Source organism: Escherichia sp. MOD1-EC7003 (assembly GCF_002965065.1).
Taxonomy (GTDB): Bacteria; Pseudomonadota; Gammaproteobacteria; order Enterobacterales; family Enterobacteriaceae; genus Escherichia.
Map to the genome: position 1 here is coordinate 65,402 of NZ_PTRE01000033.1, position 22,155 is coordinate 87,556.

A 22,155-nucleotide genomic window follows, 5' to 3' on the forward strand; every position below is an offset into this window, starting at 1 on the left:
ATCACGGTTATATATTGCGCTATTTTTGCAAATCAAATCACAAATAATCAAATAAGATCTTTAAATGAACTGTTTTGATTACTACAGTGCGTTTACCGAATACCTGCAGAGGCATCGCTTAGCGAAAAATAAAAAATACCTGAAGAATTATTAATGTCAGCAGAAGGTTCATGCATTGACAACGGAAATGTACGCTTATGGAGGGCGTTCCGACGATGTTTGCCAAATTCATAGATGTTATTCAAACGTTTTTAACCGAACCCGCAATATTAATCGGTTTGCTGGTGGGCATTGGTTATGCCCTTGATAAGAAATCGCCAATAAAAATTATTACCGGCATGGTCAGCGCCATGGTGGGATTAATGATGGTGTTATTTGGTGGGTTTCAATTTTCCGCAACATTTAAACCGGTAGCAGAGGCCGTAAGTAAAGCTTATGGCGTTCACGGATATTTAATGGACTCCTACGCGATGAAAGCCGCAACGCAAATTGCGTTGGGGGATAATTTTGGCTACGTAGGATATGTGTTTGTACTGGCATTTTTTACCAACCTGGTGCTGGTGCTGTTTGGTCGCTATACCGGAGCCAAAGGGATATTCCTGACCGGTAATACCGGTGTGTCACATTCTCAGGCAGTATTATGGTTAATCGTTTTTTGGTTAGGATTTAGTTGGACTACCTCGATTATTATCGCCGGGGTATTAACGGGAATATTCTGGGCTTTTTCCACCACGCTCATTGTTAAACCTATTGCCAAAGTGACTAAAGATGCTGGTTTTACTATTGCCCATAACCAGATGTTAGGATTGTGGTTTTTCTCCAAATTTGCCCATAAATTTGGCGACCCCGAAAAGCACGATGCTGAAAACCTGAAACTCCCCGGCTGGCTGGCGATTTTTAACCACAACGTGACGGCTATCGCCATTGTGATGACGCTGTTTGTCGGCGGTTTCCTGCTTTCAACGGGTATCGATAACGTCCAGATGATGGCGAAAGGTAAACCCTGGTACATCTATATCATTAACCTGGGTTTACAGTTCTCCATGTATATGGTCATTCTGCTTCAGGGCGTGCGCATGATGGTCGGTGAAATTAACGGTTCTTTTAAAGGCTGGCAGGATCGCTTTATTCCTAATGCCATTCCAGCCGTCGATGTCGCCGCGCTGTTACCTTTTTCACCCAATGCCGCAACGTTAGGCTTCGTCTTCTGTACTTTTGGCACCATTTTCTCGATGGGTATCTTATTGCTGATCCACAGTCCCATTATGGTATTGCCCGGTTTTGTACCGTTATTTTTCTCAGGTGGCCCGATCGGCGTATTAGCAAACCGCATGGGGGGATATCGCTCCGTAATTATCTGTACGTTCTTACTGGGTATTATTCAGACCTTTGGTACGGTGTGGGCTATTCCGTTAACCGGGCTTGCTGAAAATGGCGTCGGCTGGACCGGAATATTTGACTGGGCAACCGTATGGCCTGCTATTTGTGAAGTTCTGAAACTTATTGCTGCAACATTCCATCTTGGTCCTTACGCGGGATAATTCACTATTAAGGGTTTAAAAATGAAAGATACAATTAATATTCTGTTTGTCTGTGGTTATGGTGTCGGTAGTAGCGTGATGTTACAAACAGTCGTTAAAAAAGCGCTGACGAAATATGAGTTCAAAGTTGAAATGGAACATACCGCCGCAGGCGAGGTGGGAGGATTTACCGACTGGGCAGATATTTTCGCTATTTCCAAAAAATTACTCGACGTGGTCAGCCTAGACCCGAAACACGGGCAATATCTGATCCCGATTGAAAATATTATGGATGGTGAAACGATTGGTGCGCAGATTTATGAAGTCGTCCAGCAGCATTTCCCTCATCTGATAAAAAATTAAAAGGGATGAGCAATGAAAGCCATTATTCTCCTGTTCGATAGCCTGAACAAAAGATATTTACCCCCGTATGGCGATTTATTGACAAAAGCAGCGAACTTCCAACGCCTGGCGGCACATGCCGCCACCTTTGAAAACAGCTACGTCGGGAGTATGCCATGCATGCCCGCCCGGAGAGAGTTGCATACCGGGCGATGCAATTTCCTGCACCGGGAGTGGGGGCCGTTAGAACCATTTGACGACTCCATGCCAGAGTTGCTTAAAAAGGCAGGGATCTATACCCACCTGATAAGCGATCATTTGCATTACTGGGAAGATGGCGGTGGGAATTATCATAATCGCTACAGTTCATGGGAGATTGTGCGCGGTCAGGAAGGCGATCACTGGCAGGCGAGCGTTGCGCAGCCACCTATTCCCGAGGTGCTACGGGTGCCGCAAAAGCAGACCGGAGGCGGTGTTTCTGGCCTGTGGCGCCATGACTGGGCCAACCGGGAATATATTCAGCAGGAAGCGGATTTTCCACAAACCAAAGTCTTTGACGCGGGTTGTGCCTTTATCCACAAAAACCACGCGCAAGATAACTGGTTATTGCAGGTCGAAACGTTTGATCCGCATGAGCCGTTTCACACAACGCAAGAGTACCTCTCGTTGTATGAGGACGACTGGAATGGGCCGCATTATGACTGGCCGCGTGGTCGGGTGCAGGAGAGCGACGAGGCCGTGGAGCATATCCGCTGCCGTTATCGTTCGCTGGTATCGATGTGCGATCGCAACCTGGGGCGCATTCTCGACCTGATGGATGCACACGATCTGTGGCGAGACACCATGCTGATTGTTGGCACTGATCACGGATTTTTACTCGGTGAGCATGGCTGGTGGGCGAAAAACCAGATGCCTTATTACAACGAGGTGGCGAATAACCCGCTGTTTATCTGGGATCCGCGCAGCGGCATCAAAGGCGAACGGCGTCAGGCGCTGGTGCAGATGATCGACTGGGCGCCTACATTGTATGACTTTTTTCAGCAGCCGGTGCCGCCTGATGTGCAGGGGCAACCGCTGACGAAAACGGTCAGCCATGATGAACCGGTACGTAGCGCGGCGATGTTTGGTGTCTTCAGTGGTCATGTTAACGTAACCGATGGGCGTTACGTCTATATGCGCGCCGCGCTGCCGGGGCGTGAGGATGATATTGCTAATTACACGTTAATGTCTTGCAAAATGAACAGCCGCTATCCGGTGGATGAGATGCGGGGTTTATCGCTGGCCCCGCCGTTTCGTTTTACCAAAGGGTTACAGGTATTACGCATCCCGGCACGGGAAAAATATAAGGGGCTGAATCAGTTTGGTCATTTACTGTTTGATTTGCAAAACGATCCGCAGCAGCAGCATCCGATTCATGATGATGTGATCGAGTCCCGGATGATCGCGTTGCTGATTCAGTTGATGAAAGACAATGATGCGCCGCCAGAACAGTTTCAGCGACTGGGGTTAGCGTAGAGAGGTGATTTGGGAGTGGGGGGCGCCCACTCCTCCAAATGAATACTTACTGCGGAAACCACTGGTCACTGATTTTTTGATACGTACCGTCTGCTTTAACGGCTGCCAGTGCGTTATTCAGTTTTTCCAGTAGGGCTTTGTTATCCGGACGTACAGCGATGCCCAGACCGGTGCCGAAGTACTGCGGATCGGTCACTTTCTCTGTCGCAACGCCCAGTTGTGGATTGGTTTTCAGCCATTCATTTACCACTGCGGTGTCACCAAATACCCCATCAATACGGCCATTTTTTAGATCGATAAAGGCATTCTGATAACTGTCATAGGAGACAGTTTTCACTTCCGGATGCTGATCCTGAATATATTTCTGGTGCGTGGTGCCGTTTTCCATACCAATACGTTTACCTTTCAGGTCGGCAAACGTTTTGTAGGTGTCTTTTTTGGCAATGACGATGGCTGAGTTTTCGTAGTAGGGCGTAGTAAACGATACCTGCTTACTACGCTCCGGAGTGATATCCATACCGGAGATTACGGCGTCATATTTTCTGAATTTCAGTGACGGGATCAGGCTGTCGAAAGCGTGATTAGTAAAAGTACATTCTGCCTGCATTTGTTTGCACAAGGCTTTTGCGAGGTCGATATCAAAGCCGACTATCTGATTGTTCGCATCCATCGATTCGAATGGAGGATAAGTGGCAGAGACGCCGAAATTGATTTTCTCTGCGGCAGAAGCGCCGAACGCACAGGATGCAAGTAAAGTGGCAAGAACTAACTTTTTCATAATGGAACTCCCGTCTGTCAATCTTATGATTTTTGGCCGTGTCAGCGGCATGGGGTTACAATGCCATTAAATGAATTTATATGCAATTAATATGATTAAGTATTTCACAAGAGATGAGGAAAGATGGACAACTTAGAGGGTTACCCGTCTTGATTATAAGAATTTATGCAGTATGTGGATTCTGTGCTGGTGTCTGATGCGACGCTGGCGCGTCTTATCAGACCTACAAATCTTTCAGCTAATGTAGGCTGGATAAGGCGTTTACGCCGCATCCGGCATCTGCATGCATTTACATTAATTCCGTCGTTCGAATGCCAGGGCTTTGCGCTCGCTCTGGCGCGTCTTATCAGACCTACAAATCTTTCAGCTAATGTAGGTCGGATAAGGCGTTCACGCCGCATCCGGCATCTGCACGCATTTACATTAATTCCGTCGTTCGAATGCCAGGGCTTTGCGCTCGATCAGACGCATCATCAGCGTCAGCAGGCCGTTAACGACCAGGTAAATAATCCCCGCCGCACCGAACACCATTACATCGTAGGTGCGTCCGTACAACAACTGGCTGTAACCCATCACTTCCATCAATGTAATGGTGTAAGCCAGAGAGGTACTTTTGAATACCAGCACCACTTCGTTGGAATAAGACGAGAGTGAGCGTTTAAACGCATACGGCAACAATATCGCCAGCGTATCTTTTTTGCTCATTCCCAGGGCGCTACAGGATTGCCACTGACCTTCCGGGATCGCACGAATGGCACCGTAAAACAGCTGCGTGGTATACGCCGCACTGTTCAGCGACAACGCAATCAGCGCGCATAACCACGGTTCTGACAACAGATGCCACAGTGCCGGATACTCCTGCAACGTCGGGAACTGTCCCGGTCCGTAATAAATCAGGAAGATCTGCACCAGCAGCGGCGTGCCGGTAAACAGCGTGATATAACCACGCACCAGCCACACCAGTACCGGTGTTTTCAGCGTCAGGACGATGGTAAAAATTAATGCCAGAATCAGCGCCACAATCAGCGAGGCAACCGTCAGCGTCAGGCTGGTGTGCAGCCCTTTCATCAGTTCGGGTAAATACTCAAACATTAGCTGGGTCTCCGCTCAAAACGTGTCGCGCGCAGGTCAATGCGTTTGAGAATGTACTGACTCAACAGAGTAATAACCAGGTAAATCGCCGCTGCCACAATGTACCAGGTGAACGGTTCCTGGGTACGGGTAGCGATACTCTTGGTTTGCAGCATCAGGTCGTTCACGCTAATCAGCGACACCAGCGCGGTATCCTTCAGCAGCACCAGCCACTGGTTGCCCAGCCCAGGCAACGCGTGACGCCACATCTGCGGCATCACCAGACGGAAAAAGATAGCCGATTTCGACAGCCCCAGCGCCTGACCAGATTCCCGCTGACCCACCGGCACCGCTTTCAGCGCGCCGCGCAGGGTTTGCGAGGCATAGGCGGCATACAGCAGTGACAGAGCGATGACACCACAAAGGAACGGGCTAACGTCGAAGTTTTCAATGTCCATCTGCACCGGGATCTGCACGATCCCAAGATTGATAGTGAAGCCATCCGAAAGCGTCAGCAGCAGTTGTGAGGAGCCAAAATAGATAAACAGCACCACCAGAATTTCTGGCAGGCCGCGCAGAATCGTCACCAGTGCCGAACCTGCCCACGCGACAGGACGCCATTTCGCTGACTCCCACACCGCAAAGAACATCGCCAGCGCCAGTCCGACAATCAATGCACAAACGGCAAGGCCGACGGTCATCCCAGCGGCGCTTGCTAAAGGAAAAAATTCATTCATCAGGAGTTACTTCTGGAACCATTTGTTGTAGATGGTTTCGTAAGTGCCATCTTTCTTCACTTTTTCCAGCGCAGTGTTGAATTTCTGCTGCAGTTCAGTGTTGCCCTGACGTACTGCGATGCCGAGGCCAGTACCGAAGTAATCTTTATCGGTCACTTTGTCGCCCACTGCCGCCAGTTTCGGGTTATCTTTCAGCCATTCGGTTACCACTGCGGTGTCACCAAATACGCTGTCGATACGACCGTTTTGCAGATCCAGTTTTGCGTTCTGGTAGCTGTCATACGGCACGGTGGTGATTTCCGGGTGCTTATCCATAATGAATTTCTGGTGTGTCGTCCCGTTCTGTACGCCGACTTTTTTGCCTTTTAGCTGATCAACGCTGGTGTATTTACCTTGCTGACCCACAAACAGGGCAGAGTTGTCATAGTACGGGGTGGTAAACAGCACCTGCTTTTCACGTTCCGGAGTGATATCCATCCCCGCCATCACCGCTTCTACACGACGGAATTTCAGGCTTGGGATCAGGCTGTCAAACGCCTGGTTAGAGAAAGTGCAGGTCGCATCAATCTCTTTACACAATGCCTGCGCCAGGTCGACGTCGAAACCAACGATCTGGTTGTTCGCGTCCATCGATTCAAACGGAGGATAAGAGGCTTCGGTGGCAAAACGAATGGTTTCGGCTGCTGTGGCTGAAAGACTAAAACCTGCAATTAACGCGGCAATCAGAACTTTTTTCATTGTCGTTATCCCGAATCTTAGTGAGAGAGATAGTTTTTAAATGCTTCGGTTTGCGGCTCAGTAAAGCAGCTCGCGTCGCCTTGTTCCACGATGTGACCGTTTTCCATATACACCACACGACTGGCGGTTTTACGCGCCACTTCAACTTCATGGGTGACGATCACCTGGGTAATATTCGTTTCTGCCAGCTCACGAATGATGCTGACGATTTGTGCCGTAATTTCCGGGTCCAGGGCGGCGGTTGGTTCATCGAACAGCAGTACCTGCGGTTCCATCATCAACGCACGAGCGATAGCAACACGCTGCTGCTGACCACCAGAAAGATGCAGCGGATAACGATCGCTATAAGGTTTGAGACGCAAACGCTCCAGCAGTTTTTCTGCACGGGCCAGCGCCTGCTCTTTACTCAACCCCAGTACACGACAGGGCGCTTCAATCAGGTTTTGCTGCACGGTGAGGTGCGGCCACAGGTTGTATTGTTGAAACACCATGCCGACGTTACGACGCAGATCGCGAATCGCTTTGTCAGAGGGCGTTTTGGTGAAATCGAAATGGTTGCCTGCAATGTTGAGCGTACCGGAGCGCGGCATCTCAAGCAGATTGAGTACACGCAGCAGCGAGCTTTTACCCGCGCCGCTGGGGCCAAGTAACACCAGCGTTTCGCCCTGTGGGCAATCCAGCGTGATATCGAACAGCGCCTGATGCGCGCCGTAGAAGCAATTAATGCCGTTTAATTGAATACTCATTGACACTCGTATACTGGCAGTCTGATATCTATTGAGGTCGAAGATAGTACCTTTGACAGAATAATTATGCAATATTTATGCTTTAAAAGTTAAAAGCAAAGCGCATTATTCACTAAACATAGCACAAAATAACGGGGGCGGTGAGCGGTGGGCATAAATGTCGGCATTCCTCGCGAAATGCCGGACAATTTACGGGGGGATTTGTCGATCAAGGCGTTAGCGATTCTCGATGGACTGACGGAGCGTACCCACCGTTGCATGAACGCTGCCGCCTAAGTAGCGCACATCGTCGATCACCCAACACTGGCCTTCCTGAATCATTAACACTTCATCCTGCCAGCTCTGGTCACCCTGTTTGAGATCCACGCGCAACGGAATATTTCGCGCATCGCGATTCGGGATTGTTGAAGCACTGGCAACACGGGCGCTCTCTGGCAAGGTTGTGCGACTGGAGAACGGATCGTTGCTTAACCATTCACGATGACTATTATCGCGGCTGGCATCGCTAAGTAGGGTTGCCAGTTTGTCACTCAAATAGGGGCGCAGAGCGGTAATGTCATTACTGTGATGTTGAATGCGGTAGTCATAGAATTGTTGAGCCACGCTGTCAGGGCCGCCCTGGACACAGGAACCGGCGCGGGGGCCATTATCTTTATAAGCTGGCGTGACGGTGGTGCAGGCACTGAGGAGCAGTGCGCAGGGGATAAGCATAGTCAATTTGCTGTAGCGCATAATGATTTCCTTATAAGCGATCGCTCTGAAAGCGTTCTACGATAATAATGATATCCTTTCAATAATAGCGTATCAGTCAGATAATACTTTAGAGATCGAAGGCTTAACAAACAAGGAGACCGAGCATGCAATTTTCTACAACCCCAACTCTGGAAGGCCAGACTATCGTTGAATATTGCGGTGTGGTGACCGGCGAAGCGATTTTAGGTGCCAATATTTTCCGTGATTTCTTTGCCGGTATCCGCGATATCGTTGGTGGACGTTCCGGTGCCTACGAAAAAGAGCTACGCAAAGCGCGGGAGATAGCCTTTGAGGAACTAGGCTCCCAGGCGCGGGCGCTGGGGGCCGATGCCGTAGTTGGTATTGATATCGACTACGAAACGGTCGGGCAAAACGGCAGTATGCTGATGGTTAGCGTCAGTGGAACGGCGGTGAAAACGCGTCGATGAGAAGAGCCTTCTGGCTGGTCGCTGCCGCTCTGTTACTGGCAGGGTGTGCAGGTGAAAAAGGCATTGTCGAGAAAGAGGGATATCAGCTTGATACCCGACGTCAGGCGCAGGCGGCGTATCCGCGTATTAAAGTGCTGGTGATCCACTACACCGCAGATGATTTTGATAGTTCGCTGGCGACACTGACCGATAAGCAGGTCAGTTCGCATTATCTGGTGCCTGCTGTACCACCGCGATACAACGGTAAACCGCGCATCTGGCAACTGGTGCCGGAACAGGAACTGGCCTGGCATGCGGGGATTAGCGCCTGGCGCGGGGCGACGCGCCTTAACGACACCTCTATTGGCATTGAGCTGGAAAATCGTGGCTGGCAGAAATCGGCGGGAGTGAAATATTTTGCCCCGTTTGAACCGGCACAGATACAGGCGCTCATTCCCCTGGCGAAAGATATTATTGCCCGTTATCACATCAAGCCGGAAAACGTAGTAGCACATGCGGATATCGCCCCGCAGCGCAAAGACGATCCGGGGCCATTATTTCCCTGGCAGCAACTTGCGCAGCAGGGGATTGGCGCCTGGCCGGATGCGCAGCGGGTGAACTTTTACCTTGCCGGGCGCGCGCCGCACACATCGGTAGAGACCACATCATTGCTGGAACTCTTGGCGCGCTACGGTTATGAGGTAAATTCTGATATGACACCGCGCGAGCAGCGGCGCGTGATTATGGCGTTTCAGATGCATTTCCGCCCGACGTTATACAACGGCGAAGCGGATGCAGAAACTCAGGCGATAGCCGAAGCGTTGCTGGAGAAATACGGGCAGGATTAGCGCGGCAATTTTCCATGGTCGTGCAGCCAGGCGGCAGTTTTCTCGATACCTTCATCCAGGGTGATGACTGGCTGATAACCTAACTCTTCCTGCGCACGCGTAATATCCAGCGTAAAGTCAAAATTCAACTTGGAGACGCCGTAGTGGGTCAGCGGCGGCTCTTTGGCTGACTTGCGGCCTAAACGCTCCATGCTGCGGGCGATCATATCCAGCATCGGGTAGGGGATGGAACGAATACGACAGTCGATATTCAACTTGTCGATGAGCTTCTGCACGATGCTGCGCAGTGTGCGATGCTCGCCGTTGGTGATGTTGTACACACGCCCGGAAGGTAGCTTATCGCAGGCCTCCTGGCTTGCCAGCCACATGGCGTGCACGGCATTTTCATAGTAGGTCATATCGACCAGCGCGCTGCCGCCGTGCGGTAACAGAATACTGCCGTAGTGGTGCATCATATGCGCCAGACGGGGGATAAAGACTTTATCGTGCGGTCCGAACAGACTTTGTGGGCGCAAAATAGTAAAGCGCGTTTGTGGATTCGCCTGCGAAAGCATGTTGATCACCTCTTCGCTGGCCGCTTTGCTGCGGGCAAACTCGTTGGCGAAGCGGTGAGGGCGAAAATCCTCTTTAATGTCGCGATGATGGTGATAATCGAAGTACAGGGAGGGGGAAGAGATATGAATAAAGTTACGCACGCCCCAGGCGACAGCCCATTCACCCAGGCGGCGAGTGGCGCGAACATTAGCCAGATCGAAAGCCTGTTGCGTTCCCCAGGGCGAGGTAAAGCTGGAGCAGTGCCACAGCGTATCAATGCCTGCGAGCATCACTTTTGCCTGTGATGAAACCAGCTCAGTCAGGTCTGCCGGAACAAACTCTGCGCCCATTTTTTCCAGCAATTTACCCATTGCCTCGTTGCGACCGGTCGCACGCACGCTGATGCCTTTCTGGCATAAAAACTCTACCGCGTTTCGACCTAAGCCGCTGGTGGCGCCGGTAACCAGTACCTTCATATCAATCCACTGTTGTTGAGAAAATGACGTGCGCATTCTTCCGTGATTTCCCCCTTGATGCAATGGGAAACATGAAAGAATAACGCAGGTTTAGTCGATTAGTTTGTGCTTTGTTCTGCCAGTCTGGCGATTCGTTTTGCCATTCCGCGAAAAATAAACAGATGCGCGGGGATCATCAATAACCAGTAAAACAGCCCCGGCATACCGTGCGGATGCCAGAATGCGCGAACATCGATAGTACGATAGTCGCCTTTATCTTCCAGGGTAAAACACAGTCGCCCCAGCCCCGGCGCTTTCATACCAAATAACAACGTAAGTTGTTTTTCCGGTTCAACGACAATCACTTTCCAGCTATCTACCGCATCGCCGATCTGCAAATATTCACGCTCCGGGCGGCCTTTCGCCAGCTTATGACCGATCGCGCGGTCCATCAGCGCCCGGATCTGCCACAAAATATTGCCAAAGAAATAACGCTCTTTACCGCCGATTTGATTTACTACCTGCCATAAAGCCGCAAGGCTGGCTGACGTTTTAACGGTAAACCCCGCCTGTTTGGCGAAATAACCGTACTCCGGTCTCCAGCGGGCAAAGGCCTGTTCGTCGTATCCCCAGTCGCTGGAGTTGACCAGCTTTTCTTCTTCTTTCAACGTGCGACGTACCGCGTCATCGAAAGCGATCAGCGGTTGTGGGATGAGCGCACGTAGCGCGGTGTCATCTGCCAGCAGATCGTGTTTCAGCCCCTGAATCAGCGCTCTGGCAGTGGTGGGCGGTACGGACGTAATCACATTAAGAAACCACACCGAAATCCAGCGGGTGGGAAAGGGGATGGGGATCAACCAGCGGCGCTTACCGCTCACCGCCATGAAATGTTCAAACTGCTGTTGATAACTGAGCACCTCTGGTCCGGCGGCTTCGAAGATGCGATGTTCGCTGGTCGGATGGTCTAACAGTGCCACCAGGTAGTGCAGCAGGTTTTCCAGCGCAATGGGCGTGGTGCGTGAACGAACCCAGCGCGGCGGGGTTAACACCGGCAGGTTGTAAACGATATCTCGCATCACTTCGAACGCCGCTGAACCGGCACCAACGGTAATTCCGGCACGCAATTCGGTCACCGGGACACCCGCTTCGCGAAGAATATCAGCCGTAGCCTGACGAGCACGCAGATGATCCGACTGCTCATGTGGCGGGGCCTGTAGCGAACTAAGAAAGATTAATTGCTTAACCGGGACTTCGCGTAGCGCATCGCGGACGTTGAGAGCAACCTGGCGCTCCTGAGCGATAAAATCGCCGCCTTCGCCCATACTGTGCACCAGAAAATAGACGGTATCGATATCCTGCAACAGGGGGGGAAGGTTATCCGGCCAACTGAGATCGACTTTATGGCAACTGACGTTTGCCAGTTGCAGCTTTGCAAGCCTGTCGACATGACGTGCCGCCGCCAGAATCTGATGCCCTTGCTGGCTGAGTGCCTGCACCAGATGCTGACCAATGTAGCCACTGGCACCGAAAACTAAAATGCGTTGCGGCACGTCTCTCTCCTTAACGCGCCAGGAATGCGCGCCAGTGGGCGGCGACTTCTGCCAGTTGTTCACGCGAGACGTCAAGGTGTGTCACCAGGCGAACAATTGTCGAGGCGTTAATCAGTACGTTTCTCGCTTTCATGTATTCGCCTAACGCGGCAGCGTTTTCTTCCCCGACGCGAACAAACAGCATATTGGTGTCCTGGCGCATAACATCTGCGCCTGCATCACGCAGCTGCTCTGCCATCCAGGCGGCGTTATCGTGGTCTTCCTGCAAGCGTGTGACGTTGTTTTTCAGCGCATACATTCCGGCGGCAGCCAGAATCCCGGACTGGCGCATCCCGCCACCGGTCATTTTCCGCCAGCGAATGGCGCGTTTAATATAATCACGATTGCCGACCAGTAACGAACCGACCGGCGTACCAAGACCTTTCGACAGACAAATTGTGAACGAATCACAATATTGCGTGATCTCTTTTAGCTCACAGCCGTAAGCCACCACGGCGTTAAAGATGCGCGCCCCGTCAACATGCAGCGCCAGTTTGCGCTCGCGAGTGAATTCCCATGCTTCTTTCAGGTATTCACGCGGTAGCACTTTGCCGTTGTGGGTGTTTTCCAGACTGAGCAATTTAGTACGGGCGAAGTGGATATCGTCGGGTTTGATTTTCATCGCCACTTTATCCAGCGGCAGCGTGCCGTTGGCGTCAGCATCGATGGGTTGCGGCTGAATACTGCCCAGCACCGCCGCGCCACCAGCTTCAAAAAGATAGTTATGCGCGGCCTGACCGACAATATACTCTTCGCCGCGTTCGCAGTGACTGAGCAGAGCGACCAGGTTAGCCTGGGTGCCGGTAGGTAGAAAAATGGCGGCTTCTTTACCGGAAAGCTCAGCTGCATAGTCCTGCAGAGCATTAACGGTAGGGTCGTCTCCGTAAACGTCGTCCCCAACCGGGGCGGCCATCATCGCTTCGAGCATGGCGCGGCTCGGTCGGGTTACGGTATCACTGCGTAAATCAATCATGGCATGTCCTTATTTATGACGGGAAATGCCACCCTTTTTACCTTAGCCAGTTCGTTTTCGCCAGTTCGATCACTTCATCGCCGCGCCCGCTGATGATTGCGCGCAGCATATACAAGCTAAATCCTTTGGCCTGTTCGAGTTTGATCTGCGGTGGAATGGCTAATTCTTCTTTGGCGACCATCACATCCACCAGCACCGGACCATCGATAGAAAAGGCGCGTTGTAGGGCTTCATCAACCTCAGCGGCTTTTTCTACGCGGATCCCCGTAATGCCGCACGCTTCGGCGATACGGGCAAAGTTGGTGTCGTGCAGCTCCGTACCGTCCGTCAGATAGCCTCCGGCTTTCATCTCCATCGCCACAAAGCCCAGCACGCTGTTGTTAAAGACGATAATTTTCACCGGCAGATTCATCTGCACTACCGAGAGGAAATCGCCCATCAACATACTGAAACCACCGTCGCCGCACATGGCGACCACCTGACGTTTCGGCTCGGTTGCCTGCGCACCCAACGCCTGCGGCATGGCGTTAGCCATCGAACCGTGGTTAAACGAACCTAACAGGCGACGCTTGCCGTTCATTTTCAGATAGCGCGCTGCCCATACTGTTGGTGTGCCGACGTCACAGGTGAAAATGGCGTCATCGGCAGCAAAATGGCTAATTTGCTGCGCCAGATATTGCGGGTGAATGGCTTTCTCGCTCGGTTTAGCTAAATCGTCCAGCCCTTTGCGGGCATCGCGGTAATCTTCCAGCGCTTTATCCAGAAACTTGCGATCGGCTTTTTCTTCTACTAAAGGCATCAATGCTCGCAGAGTCGATTTGATATCGCCGACCAGTGCCATATCCACCTTGCTGTGAGCGCCGATGCTGGCTGGGTTGATATCAATCTGAATGATTTTTGCATCGGTCGGGTAGAACGCACGGTAGGGAAACTGGGTGCCGAGCAGCACTAACGTGTCGGCGTTCATCATGGTATGGAAACCTGATGAGAAGCCGATTAACCCGGTCATTCCAACATCATACGGATTATCGTATTCAACATGTTCTTTACCGCGCAGGGCATGAATAATAGGCGCTTTAATCTTCCCGGCAAACTCAACTAACTCTTTATGCGCCCCCGCGCAGCCGCTGCCACACATCAGAGCGATATTGCTGGAGTAACGCAGCAGTTGTGCCAGTTTACGTAACTCTTCTTCTTCCGGTGTCACGACTGGCTGTGGCGCATGATACCAGTGGGTGGTTGCCCCTTCCGGTGCAGGTTTTAACGCCACGTCGCCTGGTAACACGACAACGGAAACGCCGCGGTTAAGCACCGCTTTGCGCATAGCAATTGCCAGTACTTGTGGGATCTGCTCCGCGCTGGAAACCAGCTCGCAATAGTGGCTACATTCGCGGAATAACTCTTGCGGGTGGGTTTCCTGGAAATAGCCGCTGCCAATTTCACTGGAAGGAATATGGGCAGCAATCGCCAGTACCGGGACGTGATTGCGATGGCAATCGAACAAACCGTTGATTAAGTGCAGGTTGCCAGGTCCGCACGATCCGGCACAAACCGCCAGTTCTCCGCTAAGTTGGGCTTCAGCGCCAGCGGCAAAGGCCGCCACTTCTTCATGGCGGGTGGACATCCACTCGATGGTGCCCATGCGATTAAGACTATCGCTAAGACCGTTCAGAGAGTCGCCCGTGACTCCCCAGATGCGTTTCACCCCTGCCGATTCGAGTGTTTTGGCGATATAAGCTGCAACCGTTTGTTTCATGGTTCTCCATCTCCTGAATGTGATAACGGTAACAAGTTTAGTTCATCTGACAGAGGGGGAAGGGATGGGAGAAAAAGGAGGCACTAATGGTTAAATAGCCCGATGAAAGGAATATCATCGGGCATAAGGCGATTACGCGAGAACCAAATCCCCCTGCGGATGGCAGGAGCAAGCCAGTACGTAACCTTCGGCGATTTCGGCGTCGGTCAGCGTCATTGTGCTGCTCACTGTATAGTCACCGGAAACCACTTTTGTCTTACAGCAGCCGCAAACACCCGCACGGCAGGCGGCGACAACCGGAACTTTATTGCTTTCCAGCGCCTCCAGTAGCGTGGTGCCAACCGGGGCGTAAAATTCTTGCGCCGGTTGCAGTTTGGTGAATTTCAGACCGCTGGTCGCCGCTTCTGCCATTGGCGTAAAGAACTTCTCTTTAAAAAAGTGTGTCACGCCAAGCGCCTTCACTTCCTGTTCCACCCAATCCATATACGGAGCTGGGCCACAGGTCATCACGGTGCGTGAGGCTAAGTCAGGGACACCTGCCAGCAGTTCGCGAGTGAGACGACCAGCGATAAAGCCTTCGATAACGTTATTTTCAGCCACCAGCGTCACCGGATAGTTGCGCCATTCGTCGGCGAAAATAACGTCCTGCGGCGTACGCACGTTGTAGATCACCCGTACATCGGCCTGCGGACAATTTTTCGCCAGCCAGCGACGCATCGACATAATCGGCGTGACGCCACAGCCTGCCGCCAGCAACAGGAATTTATCTTCTGCTTTATCGTCGCAGGTAAATTCCCCCATCGCGTCCGAAAGCCAGAGATAATCACCGCGTTTTACATCGCGGGTCAGCCACTGGGAGCCGACACCGTCATCAATCTGCCGCACAGTCAGAGTGATATATTCACTCACGCCAGGCGTAGAGGAAATGGTGTAAGCACGCAGTGTTTCTGCTGAGTTTCGCACGCTGACCAGCGCATATTGTCCGGCGCGATATGGGTAGTAATCGTGACAAATCAGGGAAATCGTCCACACATCCGGCGTTTCTTGCTTAATGTGATGAACCTGCATCCGCCACGGGCATTGATTCGTTGGCATCGTCATCGACAAACTCCTTACGCGCTCAACAGTTGCTTCATGTCTTCTTCAACAGTGGTGATAGAACGCAGGCCGAATTTCTCGTTCAGCACTGCCAGCAGGTCTGGTGTCAGGAAACCAGGTGCAGTCGGGCCGGTGACGATATTTTTCACACCCAGAGAAAGCAGCGTCAGCAGAATGACAATCGCTTTCTGTTCAAACCAGGAGAGCACCAGCGACAGCGGCAGATCGTTGACACCGCAGCCCAGTTTTTCTGCCAGAGTGACAGCCAGAATAATCGCTGAGTAAGCATCGTTACACTGACCGGCATCCACCAGACGCGGCAAGCCTTCGATATCACCAAACTCAAGTTTGTTAAAGCGATATTTACCGCAGGCGAGAGTCAGGATCAGGCAGTCATCCGGCACGCTGGTGGCGAAATCGGTGAAGTAGTGGCGCTCGCCGCGTGCGCCGTCACAGCCGCCAAGCAGGAAGATATGACGCAGTTTTTCACGACTCACCAGATCAATCAGCGTATCGGCTGCGCCGAGCAGCGTCTGACGGCCAAAGCCCACGGTGATCAGGTGCGGAATTTCGCTGTACGGGAAGCCCGCCATTTGTTGCGCCTGGGCAATAACCTCTGAGAAATCATCACCATCCAGATGACGCACGCCTGGCCAGCCAACGATGCTGCGGGTCCAGATACGATCGTCATAAGCACCTACGGTTGGATCGATGATGCAGTTCGAGGTCATCACGATGGGGCCAGGGAAGCGAGCGAACTCCACTTGCTGATTCTGCCAGCCGCTGCCGTAGTTACCGACCAGATGTTTAAATTTACGCAGCTCCGGGTAGCCATGCGCCGGCAGCATTTCGCCGTGGGTGTAGACATTAACACCCGTGCCTTCGGTCTGTTCCAGCAGGTTGTAGAGATCTTTGAGATCGTGACCGGAAATCAGGATGCATTTACCCGCCGTCGCTTTGACGTTGACCAGAGTTGGCGTTGGGTGACCGTATTTACCGGTTTCGCCTGCGTCCAGAATGCTCATCACTTTGAAGTTCATCTGGCCGATTTCCATAGAACACTCGAGAAGTGCGTTCATATCGGCAGGCCAGGTCCCCAGCCACGCCATGATTTTATGGTACTGCGCGTAAATATCGTTGTCGTATTGACCGAGAACATGCGCGTGTTCCATATAGGCCGCCGCACCTTTAAGGCCATACAGGCACAGCAGACGCAGGCCGAGAATATTTTCACCAATCGCGGCTTTATCTTTGTTAGGGGTAAATTCTGCTGCCTGACGTTGCAGTTCGCCGGGATCGTCGCTCACCAGTTGCAGGTCAGCCATCGGGTTATCGACGCGGGCGTTGGCATCTACAGCCAGGCATTGTGCTTTCAGCGCCTCGCGCAGGGCAATTGCTTCACGAGCGTAGCCGACAATACGCGGAGAATCGAAGTTAACGTTGGTCAGGGTTGAGAAAAATGCGCGTGGCGCAAAGCTGTCTACATCGTGGTTGATGATGCCGTATTCACGCGCTTTTGCCGCCCAGGCCGAAAGCCCTTGCAGTGCCGCGATGAGTAAATCCTGAAGGTCAGAGGTTTCTGCCGTTTTACCACACATCCCCTGCGCGTATGAGCAGCCGTTTCCTGCCGGAGTACGGATAGTTTGTTCACATTGCACACAAAACATGATCACACCCTTTAAAGTTATATTTAATATGCATGTTTAAGGTTAAGACGCTTAAGGCGGGGATAAAAGGGATTTTTCATGCAACTTTAAGGGAGATTGATTTAGCGCAATTTTGGCGGCAGGGATCTACCGCCAGAGAGGTATTACGCAGAGAAAAAGGCGATGAGGATCGGCACTAACAGGCTAAGAATAAAACCGTGAACAATCGCCGCCGGGACCATATCCAGCCCCCCTGTACGCTGAAGAACGGGGAGGGTGAAATCCATCGATGTGGCACCGCATAAGCCCAGTGCAGTAGAGCGGCTGCGGCGAATCAGGCCAGGGATCAACATAATAGCAATTAGCTCACGGGCCAGATCATTAAAAAACGCTGCGCTCCCGATTACCGGACCAAAAGATTCGGTTAATAAAATACCGGAAAGAGAATACCAGCCGAAACCGGAGGCCATTGCCAGCGTGGTATTGATGGGAAGATCAAGAATAAAGGCGTTAATTAAACCACCAATTAAAGAACTGGCAACCACCACTACGGCGACAATCATTCCCCGGCGATTAAGGACAATCTGCTTTAAGGTCATGCCATTATTACGCAACTGAATACCAACGAGGAAAAGGAGCAGAATTAAGGTGTATTCGCTTGCTTCGGTCGCGTGCTGTAGGAAAGCCAGGCCACTCAGGCCAATGGCAAAACCAATCACCACCACACCGCAGAGCTTGAGGGACTCCATTGCCATCGCAATACGCGACGGGAGTTTTTCTTGCTGATGGTGGTTGCGCCACGGCAGGCCTCGCTCCAGCCACATCAGGGCGGCAATATTACACAGTAAAATAACGGTAATACTGACAGCAGAATAATGCAGAATCGCCAACAGGTTGCTGGCGAGGTTATCGAGAAACGCCAGACTGATACCCATAAAAAAGAGAATGAGGTAAACCATCCAGCTTAATAGCTGATTAATAACTTTTAATGCGGCTTTTTGGCGAAGCGGAATGAGGTAACCCACAATCAGGGGAACCAGAATGATTAACAACCCAGAAAACATGAAAACCCAGTCCTTGCAAAGAAGATTCGAAATGCGCGATGATACACTACTGAAAGCGGAAGGACGAGTAAAGGCGCAATTAAAAGGAAATTGTTATGCATCAGTGGGGGATTTTTAATTCTCTATGAGTGTTTAGCATCGTTGCGCTCCTTTCATGTGCAATGCCATATAAAGCCACTGATGCAGGGGAGGCCAGTCGCCGCTGCGCGGTGCCTTCAGCTTATCCCCTTCGGCTACCGGGTCGGGCGCGAGGTAACGTTCCTGTAAGACGCGCCATCAGTGTTAGTCACCGGAAACTGATTAAGTGAATCAGGGTTAAGGCCAGACCAATGGCGATCGGTGCAAAACCAGCAGGAGCGTGTTGGTCGGTTGCGCCGTGGATCACCAGCAGGAAACCCGCACTCAATACCAGTTCAACCACCAGTGCCGAAAGTACGGCATTACCACCGCCACCAAAAACAAGCCAGAAAGTACCAAAACATTCAGCTGCTAATTTTCTGAACATATCCACCTCAATCAAAAATTGACTCTGTGAAAAATATGGTTTTTTTATCGGGGGCGTAAAAAAGTGACGACGGAAATAATGCGCGGCTATTTTAAAAACGAAGGTGAATTATTCACTAGATAAATAAATTCAGTAAATTTGATTTAGGGCAACAGCGGGTTGCCCCAAAGAATCATTTGTCTGATTGACTGTGTAGTGTAAGCGAGTGATTTAATCCTTCAGGCGTAATAATAAATAATTTATCATGCTAATTATTTGTTTTTGCAGGGTTCTCAGCAAGAGGGAGTGTAACGCGATTATTCGCTCATTTTTCAGACATTTACCATGCCGAAATGTGATGTCATCACGTATTAGCAAGGCCTTTCCCATTATACTGCAAGTGTAAAGGATAAGTCACATATTTCTGGAGGGGATATGATTCTTGAGCGCGTTGAAATTGTGGGTTTTCGCGGTATCAACCGTTTGTCGTTGATGCTGGAACAAAACAACGTCCTGATTGGGGAGAACGCGTGGGGTAAATCCAGCTTGCTGGACGCCTTAACCCTGCTGCTATCGCCAGAATCAGATCTCTATCATTTTGAGTGCGATGATTTCTGGTTCCCGCCGGGAGATATCAACGGGCGGGAACATCATCTGCATATTATTTTGACCTTCCGCGAATCGCTGCCAGGCCGACATCGGGTACGTCGCTATCGACCGCTGGAAGCGTGCTGGACGCCATGCACCGATGGTTATCACCGAATTTTTTATCGCCTCGAAGGGGAGAATGCGGAAGACGGCAGCGTGATGACACTCCGCAGTTTTCTCGATAAAGACGGGCATCCGATTGATGTCGAGGATATTAACGATCAGGCACGTCATCTGGTGCGTTTAATGCCGGTGCTGCGCTTGCGTGATGCCCGTTTTATGCGCCGTATTCGTAGCGGCACGGTGCCAAATGTCCCTCATGTGGAAGTCACCGCGCGCCAGCTCGATTTCCTCGCCCGTGAGTTATCCTCACACCCGCAAAATCTCTCTGATGGACAGATTCGTCAGGGACTTTCCGCAATGGTGCAGTTGCTTGAACATTATTTCTCTGAGCAGGGGGCCGGACAAGCGCGATATCGTTTAATGCGGCGGCGGGCCAGCAATGAGCAACGAAGCTGGCGTTATCTGGATATCATCAACCGGATGATTGACCGACCTGGAGGGCGTTCGTATCGGGTTATTTTGCTCGGCCTGTTTGCTACTTTATTGCAGGCAAAAGGTACATTGCGGCTGGATAAAGACGCCCGTCCATTATTGCTTATCGAAGATCCAGAAACCCGTTTACACCCCATTATGCTTTCAGTTGCCTGGCATCTGCTGAATCTTCTGCCATTGCAGCGCATCGCCACCACCAACTCGGGTGAGTTGCTTTCGTTAACGCCGGTAGAACATGTTTGCCGCCTGGTACGTGACTCCTCTCGCGTCGCAGCCTGGCGTCTGGGGCCGAGTGGTTTGAGTACCGAAGACAGCCGACGCATCTCTTTTCACATTCGTTTTAACCGTCCGTCATCGCTGTTTGCTCGCTGCTGGCTGCTGGTGGAAGGCGAAACGGAAACCTGGCTTATCAATGAACTGGCGCGTCAGTGCGGACATCATTTTGATGCCGAAGGGATCAAGGTCATTGAATTTGCCCAGTCCGGGCTAAGACCGCTGGTTAAATTTGCCCGGCGGATGGGGATTGAATGGCATGTGCTGGTCGATGGCGATGAAGCCGGAAAGAAATATGCCGCTACGGTACGCAGTCTGTTGAATAACGATCGGGAAGCCGAACGAGAACATTTGACGGCGTTACCGGCGCTGGATATGGAACATTTTATGTATCGCCAGGGATTTTCCGATGTGTTCCACCGCGTGGCGCAAATCCCGGAAAATGTGCCGATGAATCTGCGCAAAATTATCTCGAAAGCGATCCATCGCTCTTCCAAACCCGATCTTGCCATTGAAGTGGCAATGGAGGCCGGACGTCGTGGTGTGGACTCCGTACCGACGCTGCTGAAAAAAATGTTCTCACGCGTGCTGTGGCTGGCACGCGGTCGGGCCGATTAACCGCAAAACATTGTGGCCATTTGTGGCTGAATAGCGTCGAGCATCTCATAGCGCCGACGGTATTCAGCCCGTTTTTTACTGGCGATTTCGGCAATCTCTTTTCGTGTTATCTGTGCCGGAAGGCGGTAATGGCGTTCAGTATCACATACGCCGCCAACCGATTCCCAGAAAGCGTTGTAATCTGCATGGATCTTGCCTTCTTTATCGCGATAACGCAGGCTGCGGTAAATATGTGTTTCATTGCTAACGGCAACGATCTGCTCTACCTGTAAACGTTGGGCAAGCAGACAGGCCGCTTCCATCACGAGGCGTTTGGGAAACAGCCCATGGCAGGCTTTCGTCGCATTCTGGATTTCCTGATGTGGAATTTCCCATTTTGCGCCTTGCAGTCCACCAATAAACATCGTTCTTTTCCCCTGATATTCACACAGGGTAAACGTGATCTCTGCCAGAGGAATACCTTCGCTGTTGCGGAACAGGATTGTGCTGTCACCTTCTTTATCCATTGAAATCATCATGGTCAGCTCAAGCGTGAACTGCTCGCCGTTTTTGCCTTCCAGCTTCGCCAGTTGCAGTCCGGGGGTATGCAAATATAAGCTGAATTCTTCCACCGACATACACGCGCGTAGTAACGCATAATGGTAACGTAACGCCTCCAGCAATTGCTTGCGGCTAAGATTCGCTGCAAGGTAAGGGCGATGCAGACGCACAGGCAGTCGCGGCTGGCGCGTTAACAACACATTGAGATTAGGCCAGTGGGAAAGTTCGTTCATCCACTCAACGCTTAAACGCGGCATAATCAGCGAGCGCAGCAAAAATTTCTGGCGAAAACTACGGCGATGCCAGAATTTACCTGGCCGACACTGTCCACGTGCCAGACTTAGAAAAAGTGACAGGCTGCTGAGAGATTCAGATGGCGTAAAGGTCCGTTCAGTTAGCTGAGACATATTCATGAAATCAATGATTATACGTGACGTCGATTTCACCATTGCGTATCTTAACCAAAC

At 51.4% G+C, this 22,155-nt stretch carries 20 protein-coding genes and 1 pseudogene; 6 read left to right on the forward strand and 15 right to left on the reverse strand.

Annotated elements, in window-relative coordinates; all coding sequences use genetic code 11:
- Positions 1–197: 197 nt before the first annotated feature.
- From A7090_RS06420 to A7090_RS06430, 3 genes are read left to right on the forward strand one after another with little or no spacing between them, the layout of a single operon-like run.
- On the forward strand, positions 198–1,541 hold the full coding sequence (locus tag A7090_RS06420; protein ID WP_105273385.1) for a PTS sugar transporter subunit IIC: 1,344 nt from the start codon (positions 198–200) through the stop codon (positions 1,539–1,541).
- Positions 1,542–1,562: 21 nt separating this feature from the next.
- Positions 1,563–1,883 carry a PTS sugar transporter subunit IIB gene (locus A7090_RS06425; RefSeq protein ID WP_105273386.1) on the forward strand — a complete coding sequence of 107 codons (321 nt, stop codon included), beginning with the start codon at positions 1,563–1,565 and terminating at the stop codon, positions 1,881–1,883.
- Positions 1,884–1,895: 12 nt separating this feature from the next.
- A complete protein-coding gene (locus A7090_RS06430) occupies positions 1,896–3,377 on the forward strand; it encodes a sulfatase (protein WP_105273387.1) in 1,482 nt (493 codons plus the stop codon).
- A gap of 46 nt (positions 3,378–3,423) precedes the next feature.
- Here A7090_RS06430 and artJ read toward each other — a convergent pair whose 3' ends face one another.
- The 6 genes from artJ to A7090_RS06460 form a co-directional block, all read right to left on the reverse strand.
- Positions 3,424–4,155, reverse strand: coding sequence for an arginine ABC transporter substrate-binding protein ArtJ (artJ, locus tag A7090_RS06435; protein ID WP_105273388.1), 732 nt, complete (start codon positions 4,153–4,155; stop codon positions 3,424–3,426).
- Positions 4,156–4,578: 423 nt separating this feature from the next.
- Entirely contained in the window at positions 4,579–5,247 is a 669-nt protein-coding gene (gene artM, locus A7090_RS06440) for an arginine ABC transporter permease ArtM (RefSeq protein WP_105273389.1), read from the reverse strand.
- Complete coding sequence (artQ, locus tag A7090_RS06445) at positions 5,247–5,963, reverse strand: arginine ABC transporter permease ArtQ (RefSeq protein ID WP_105273390.1); 717 nt, start codon at positions 5,961–5,963, stop codon at positions 5,247–5,249. Before artQ ends, artM begins: the two co-directional genes overlap by 1 nt.
- A 6-nt stretch (positions 5,964–5,969) precedes the next feature.
- Positions 5,970–6,701 carry an arginine ABC transporter substrate-binding protein ArtI gene (artI, locus tag A7090_RS06450; RefSeq protein ID WP_105273391.1) on the reverse strand — a complete coding sequence of 244 codons (732 nt, stop codon included), beginning with the start codon at positions 6,699–6,701 and terminating at the stop codon, positions 5,970–5,972.
- 17 nt (positions 6,702–6,718) lie between these two features.
- Entirely contained in the window at positions 6,719–7,447 is a 729-nt protein-coding gene (gene artP / locus A7090_RS06455; RefSeq protein ID WP_105273392.1) for an arginine ABC transporter ATP-binding protein ArtP, read from the reverse strand.
- A gap of 216 nt (positions 7,448–7,663) precedes the next feature.
- The gene (locus A7090_RS06460; protein ID WP_105273393.1) at positions 7,664–8,179 is read right to left on the reverse strand and encodes a lipoprotein; all 516 of its coding nucleotides are present in this window, start codon (positions 8,177–8,179) and stop codon (positions 7,664–7,666) included.
- Positions 8,180–8,304: 125 nt separating this feature from the next.
- Here A7090_RS06460 and A7090_RS06465 point away from each other — a divergent pair, with 125 nt between their 5' ends.
- Together A7090_RS06465 and amiD are read left to right on the forward strand one after the other, a co-directional pair.
- Positions 8,305–8,628 (forward strand): heavy metal-binding domain-containing protein, encoded by a 324-nt coding sequence (locus A7090_RS06465; RefSeq protein ID WP_001160737.1) that lies wholly within the window; start codon positions 8,305–8,307, stop codon positions 8,626–8,628.
- Positions 8,625–9,455 carry an N-acetylmuramoyl-L-alanine amidase AmiD gene (gene amiD, locus A7090_RS06470; RefSeq protein ID WP_105273394.1) on the forward strand — a complete coding sequence of 277 codons (831 nt, stop codon included), beginning with the start codon at positions 8,625–8,627 and terminating at the stop codon, positions 9,453–9,455. Before A7090_RS06465 ends, amiD begins: the two co-directional genes overlap by 4 nt.
- On the opposite strand, the gene A7090_RS06475 is transcribed toward amiD, so the two are convergent.
- The 8 genes and pseudogenes from A7090_RS06475 to A7090_RS06510 all read right to left on the reverse strand — a co-directional run.
- Positions 9,452–10,465, reverse strand: coding sequence for an NAD-dependent epimerase/dehydratase family protein (locus A7090_RS06475; protein ID WP_105273409.1), 1,014 nt, complete (start codon positions 10,463–10,465; stop codon positions 9,452–9,454). The genes amiD and A7090_RS06475 overlap by 4 nt on opposite strands.
- A 98-nt stretch (positions 10,466–10,563) precedes the next feature.
- Complete coding sequence (locus A7090_RS06480) at positions 10,564–11,994, reverse strand: SDR family oxidoreductase (RefSeq protein ID WP_105273395.1); 1,431 nt, start codon at positions 11,992–11,994, stop codon at positions 10,564–10,566.
- Positions 11,995–12,004: 10 nt separating this feature from the next.
- The gene (gene ltaE, locus A7090_RS06485; protein WP_105273396.1) at positions 12,005–13,006 is read right to left on the reverse strand and encodes a low-specificity L-threonine aldolase; all 1,002 of its coding nucleotides are present in this window, start codon (positions 13,004–13,006) and stop codon (positions 12,005–12,007) included.
- Between the two features lie 37 nt (positions 13,007–13,043).
- Positions 13,044–14,762, reverse strand: coding sequence for a ubiquinone-dependent pyruvate dehydrogenase (gene poxB, locus A7090_RS06490; RefSeq protein ID WP_105273397.1), 1,719 nt, complete (start codon positions 14,760–14,762; stop codon positions 13,044–13,046).
- A gap of 132 nt (positions 14,763–14,894) precedes the next feature.
- Positions 14,895–15,863, reverse strand: coding sequence for an NADH oxidoreductase (gene hcr, locus A7090_RS06495; protein ID WP_105273398.1), 969 nt, complete (start codon positions 15,861–15,863; stop codon positions 14,895–14,897).
- A gap of 11 nt (positions 15,864–15,874) precedes the next feature.
- Complete coding sequence (gene hcp / locus A7090_RS06500; protein ID WP_105273399.1) at positions 15,875–17,527, reverse strand: hydroxylamine reductase; 1,653 nt, start codon at positions 17,525–17,527, stop codon at positions 15,875–15,877.
- 143 nt (positions 17,528–17,670) lie between these two features.
- Positions 17,671–18,570, reverse strand: a complete 900-nt coding sequence (lysO, locus tag A7090_RS06505) for an L-lysine exporter LysO (protein ID WP_105273400.1) — start codon at positions 18,568–18,570, stop codon at positions 17,671–17,673.
- A 278-nt stretch (positions 18,571–18,848) separates the two neighbouring features.
- Positions 18,849–19,018 (reverse strand): annotated as a pseudogene (locus A7090_RS06510) (aquaporin); the annotation flags it as partial.
- A gap of 471 nt (positions 19,019–19,489) precedes the next feature.
- Between A7090_RS06510 and A7090_RS06515 the strand changes: the two are divergent.
- Positions 19,490–21,148 (forward strand): ATP-dependent endonuclease, encoded by a 1,659-nt coding sequence (locus A7090_RS06515; RefSeq protein WP_105273401.1) that lies wholly within the window; start codon positions 19,490–19,492, stop codon positions 21,146–21,148.
- Here A7090_RS06515 and A7090_RS06520 read toward each other — a convergent pair.
- Positions 21,145–22,101: a VirK/YbjX family protein gene (locus A7090_RS06520; RefSeq protein ID WP_157941444.1), complete on the reverse strand. Its 957-nt coding sequence runs from the start codon at positions 22,099–22,101 to the stop codon at positions 21,145–21,147. The two genes, A7090_RS06515 and A7090_RS06520, sit on opposite strands and share 4 nt — an antisense overlap.
- Positions 22,102–22,155: the final 54 nt, after the last annotated feature.

What these genes read in the sequence shown, in the direction of transcription:
- A7090_RS06520 (WP_157941444.1), bottom strand. Translation starts at nt 22,101, where the DNA reads ATGAATATGTCTCAGCTAACTGAACGGACCTTTACGCCATCTGAATCT.
- A7090_RS06515 (WP_105273401.1), top strand. Translation starts at nt 19,490, where the DNA reads ATGATTCTTGAGCGCGTTGAAATTGTGGGTTTTCGCGGTATCAACCGT.
- hcr (WP_105273398.1), bottom strand. Translation starts at nt 15,863, where the DNA reads ATGACGATGCCAACGAATCAATGCCCGTGGCGGATGCAGGTTCATCAC.
- A7090_RS06425 (WP_105273386.1), top strand. Translation starts at nt 1,563, where the DNA reads ATGAAAGATACAATTAATATTCTGTTTGTCTGTGGTTATGGTGTCGGT.
- A7090_RS06475 (WP_105273409.1), bottom strand. Translation starts at nt 10,465, where the DNA reads ATGAAGGTACTGGTTACCGGCGCCACCAGCGGCTTAGGTCGAAACGCG.
- A7090_RS06465 (WP_001160737.1), top strand. Translation starts at nt 8,305, where the DNA reads ATGCAATTTTCTACAACCCCAACTCTGGAAGGCCAGACTATCGTTGAA.
- artI (WP_105273391.1), bottom strand. Translation starts at nt 6,701, where the DNA reads ATGAAAAAAGTTCTGATTGCCGCGTTAATTGCAGGTTTTAGTCTTTCA.
- artJ (WP_105273388.1), bottom strand. Translation starts at nt 4,155, where the DNA reads ATGAAAAAGTTAGTTCTTGCCACTTTACTTGCATCCTGTGCGTTCGGC.
- hcp (WP_105273399.1), bottom strand. Translation starts at nt 17,527, where the DNA reads ATGTTTTGTGTGCAATGTGAACAAACTATCCGTACTCCGGCAGGAAAC.
- artQ (WP_105273390.1), bottom strand. Translation starts at nt 5,963, where the DNA reads ATGAATGAATTTTTTCCTTTAGCAAGCGCCGCTGGGATGACCGTCGGC.
- lysO (WP_105273400.1), bottom strand. Translation starts at nt 18,570, where the DNA reads ATGTTTTCTGGGTTGTTAATCATTCTGGTTCCCCTGATTGTGGGTTAC.
- amiD (WP_105273394.1), top strand. Translation starts at nt 8,625, where the DNA reads ATGAGAAGAGCCTTCTGGCTGGTCGCTGCCGCTCTGTTACTGGCAGGG.
- A7090_RS06420 (WP_105273385.1), top strand. Translation starts at nt 198, where the DNA reads ATGGAGGGCGTTCCGACGATGTTTGCCAAATTCATAGATGTTATTCAA.
- poxB (WP_105273397.1), bottom strand. Translation starts at nt 14,762, where the DNA reads ATGAAACAAACGGTTGCAGCTTATATCGCCAAAACACTCGAATCGGCA.
- artP (WP_105273392.1), bottom strand. Translation starts at nt 7,447, where the DNA reads ATGAGTATTCAATTAAACGGCATTAATTGCTTCTACGGCGCGCATCAG.
- artM (WP_105273389.1), bottom strand. Translation starts at nt 5,247, where the DNA reads ATGTTTGAGTATTTACCCGAACTGATGAAAGGGCTGCACACCAGCCTG.
- ltaE (WP_105273396.1), bottom strand. Translation starts at nt 13,006, where the DNA reads ATGATTGATTTACGCAGTGATACCGTAACCCGACCGAGCCGCGCCATG.
- A7090_RS06460 (WP_105273393.1), bottom strand. Translation starts at nt 8,179, where the DNA reads ATGCGCTACAGCAAATTGACTATGCTTATCCCCTGCGCACTGCTCCTC.
- A7090_RS06430 (WP_105273387.1), top strand. Translation starts at nt 1,896, where the DNA reads ATGAAAGCCATTATTCTCCTGTTCGATAGCCTGAACAAAAGATATTTA.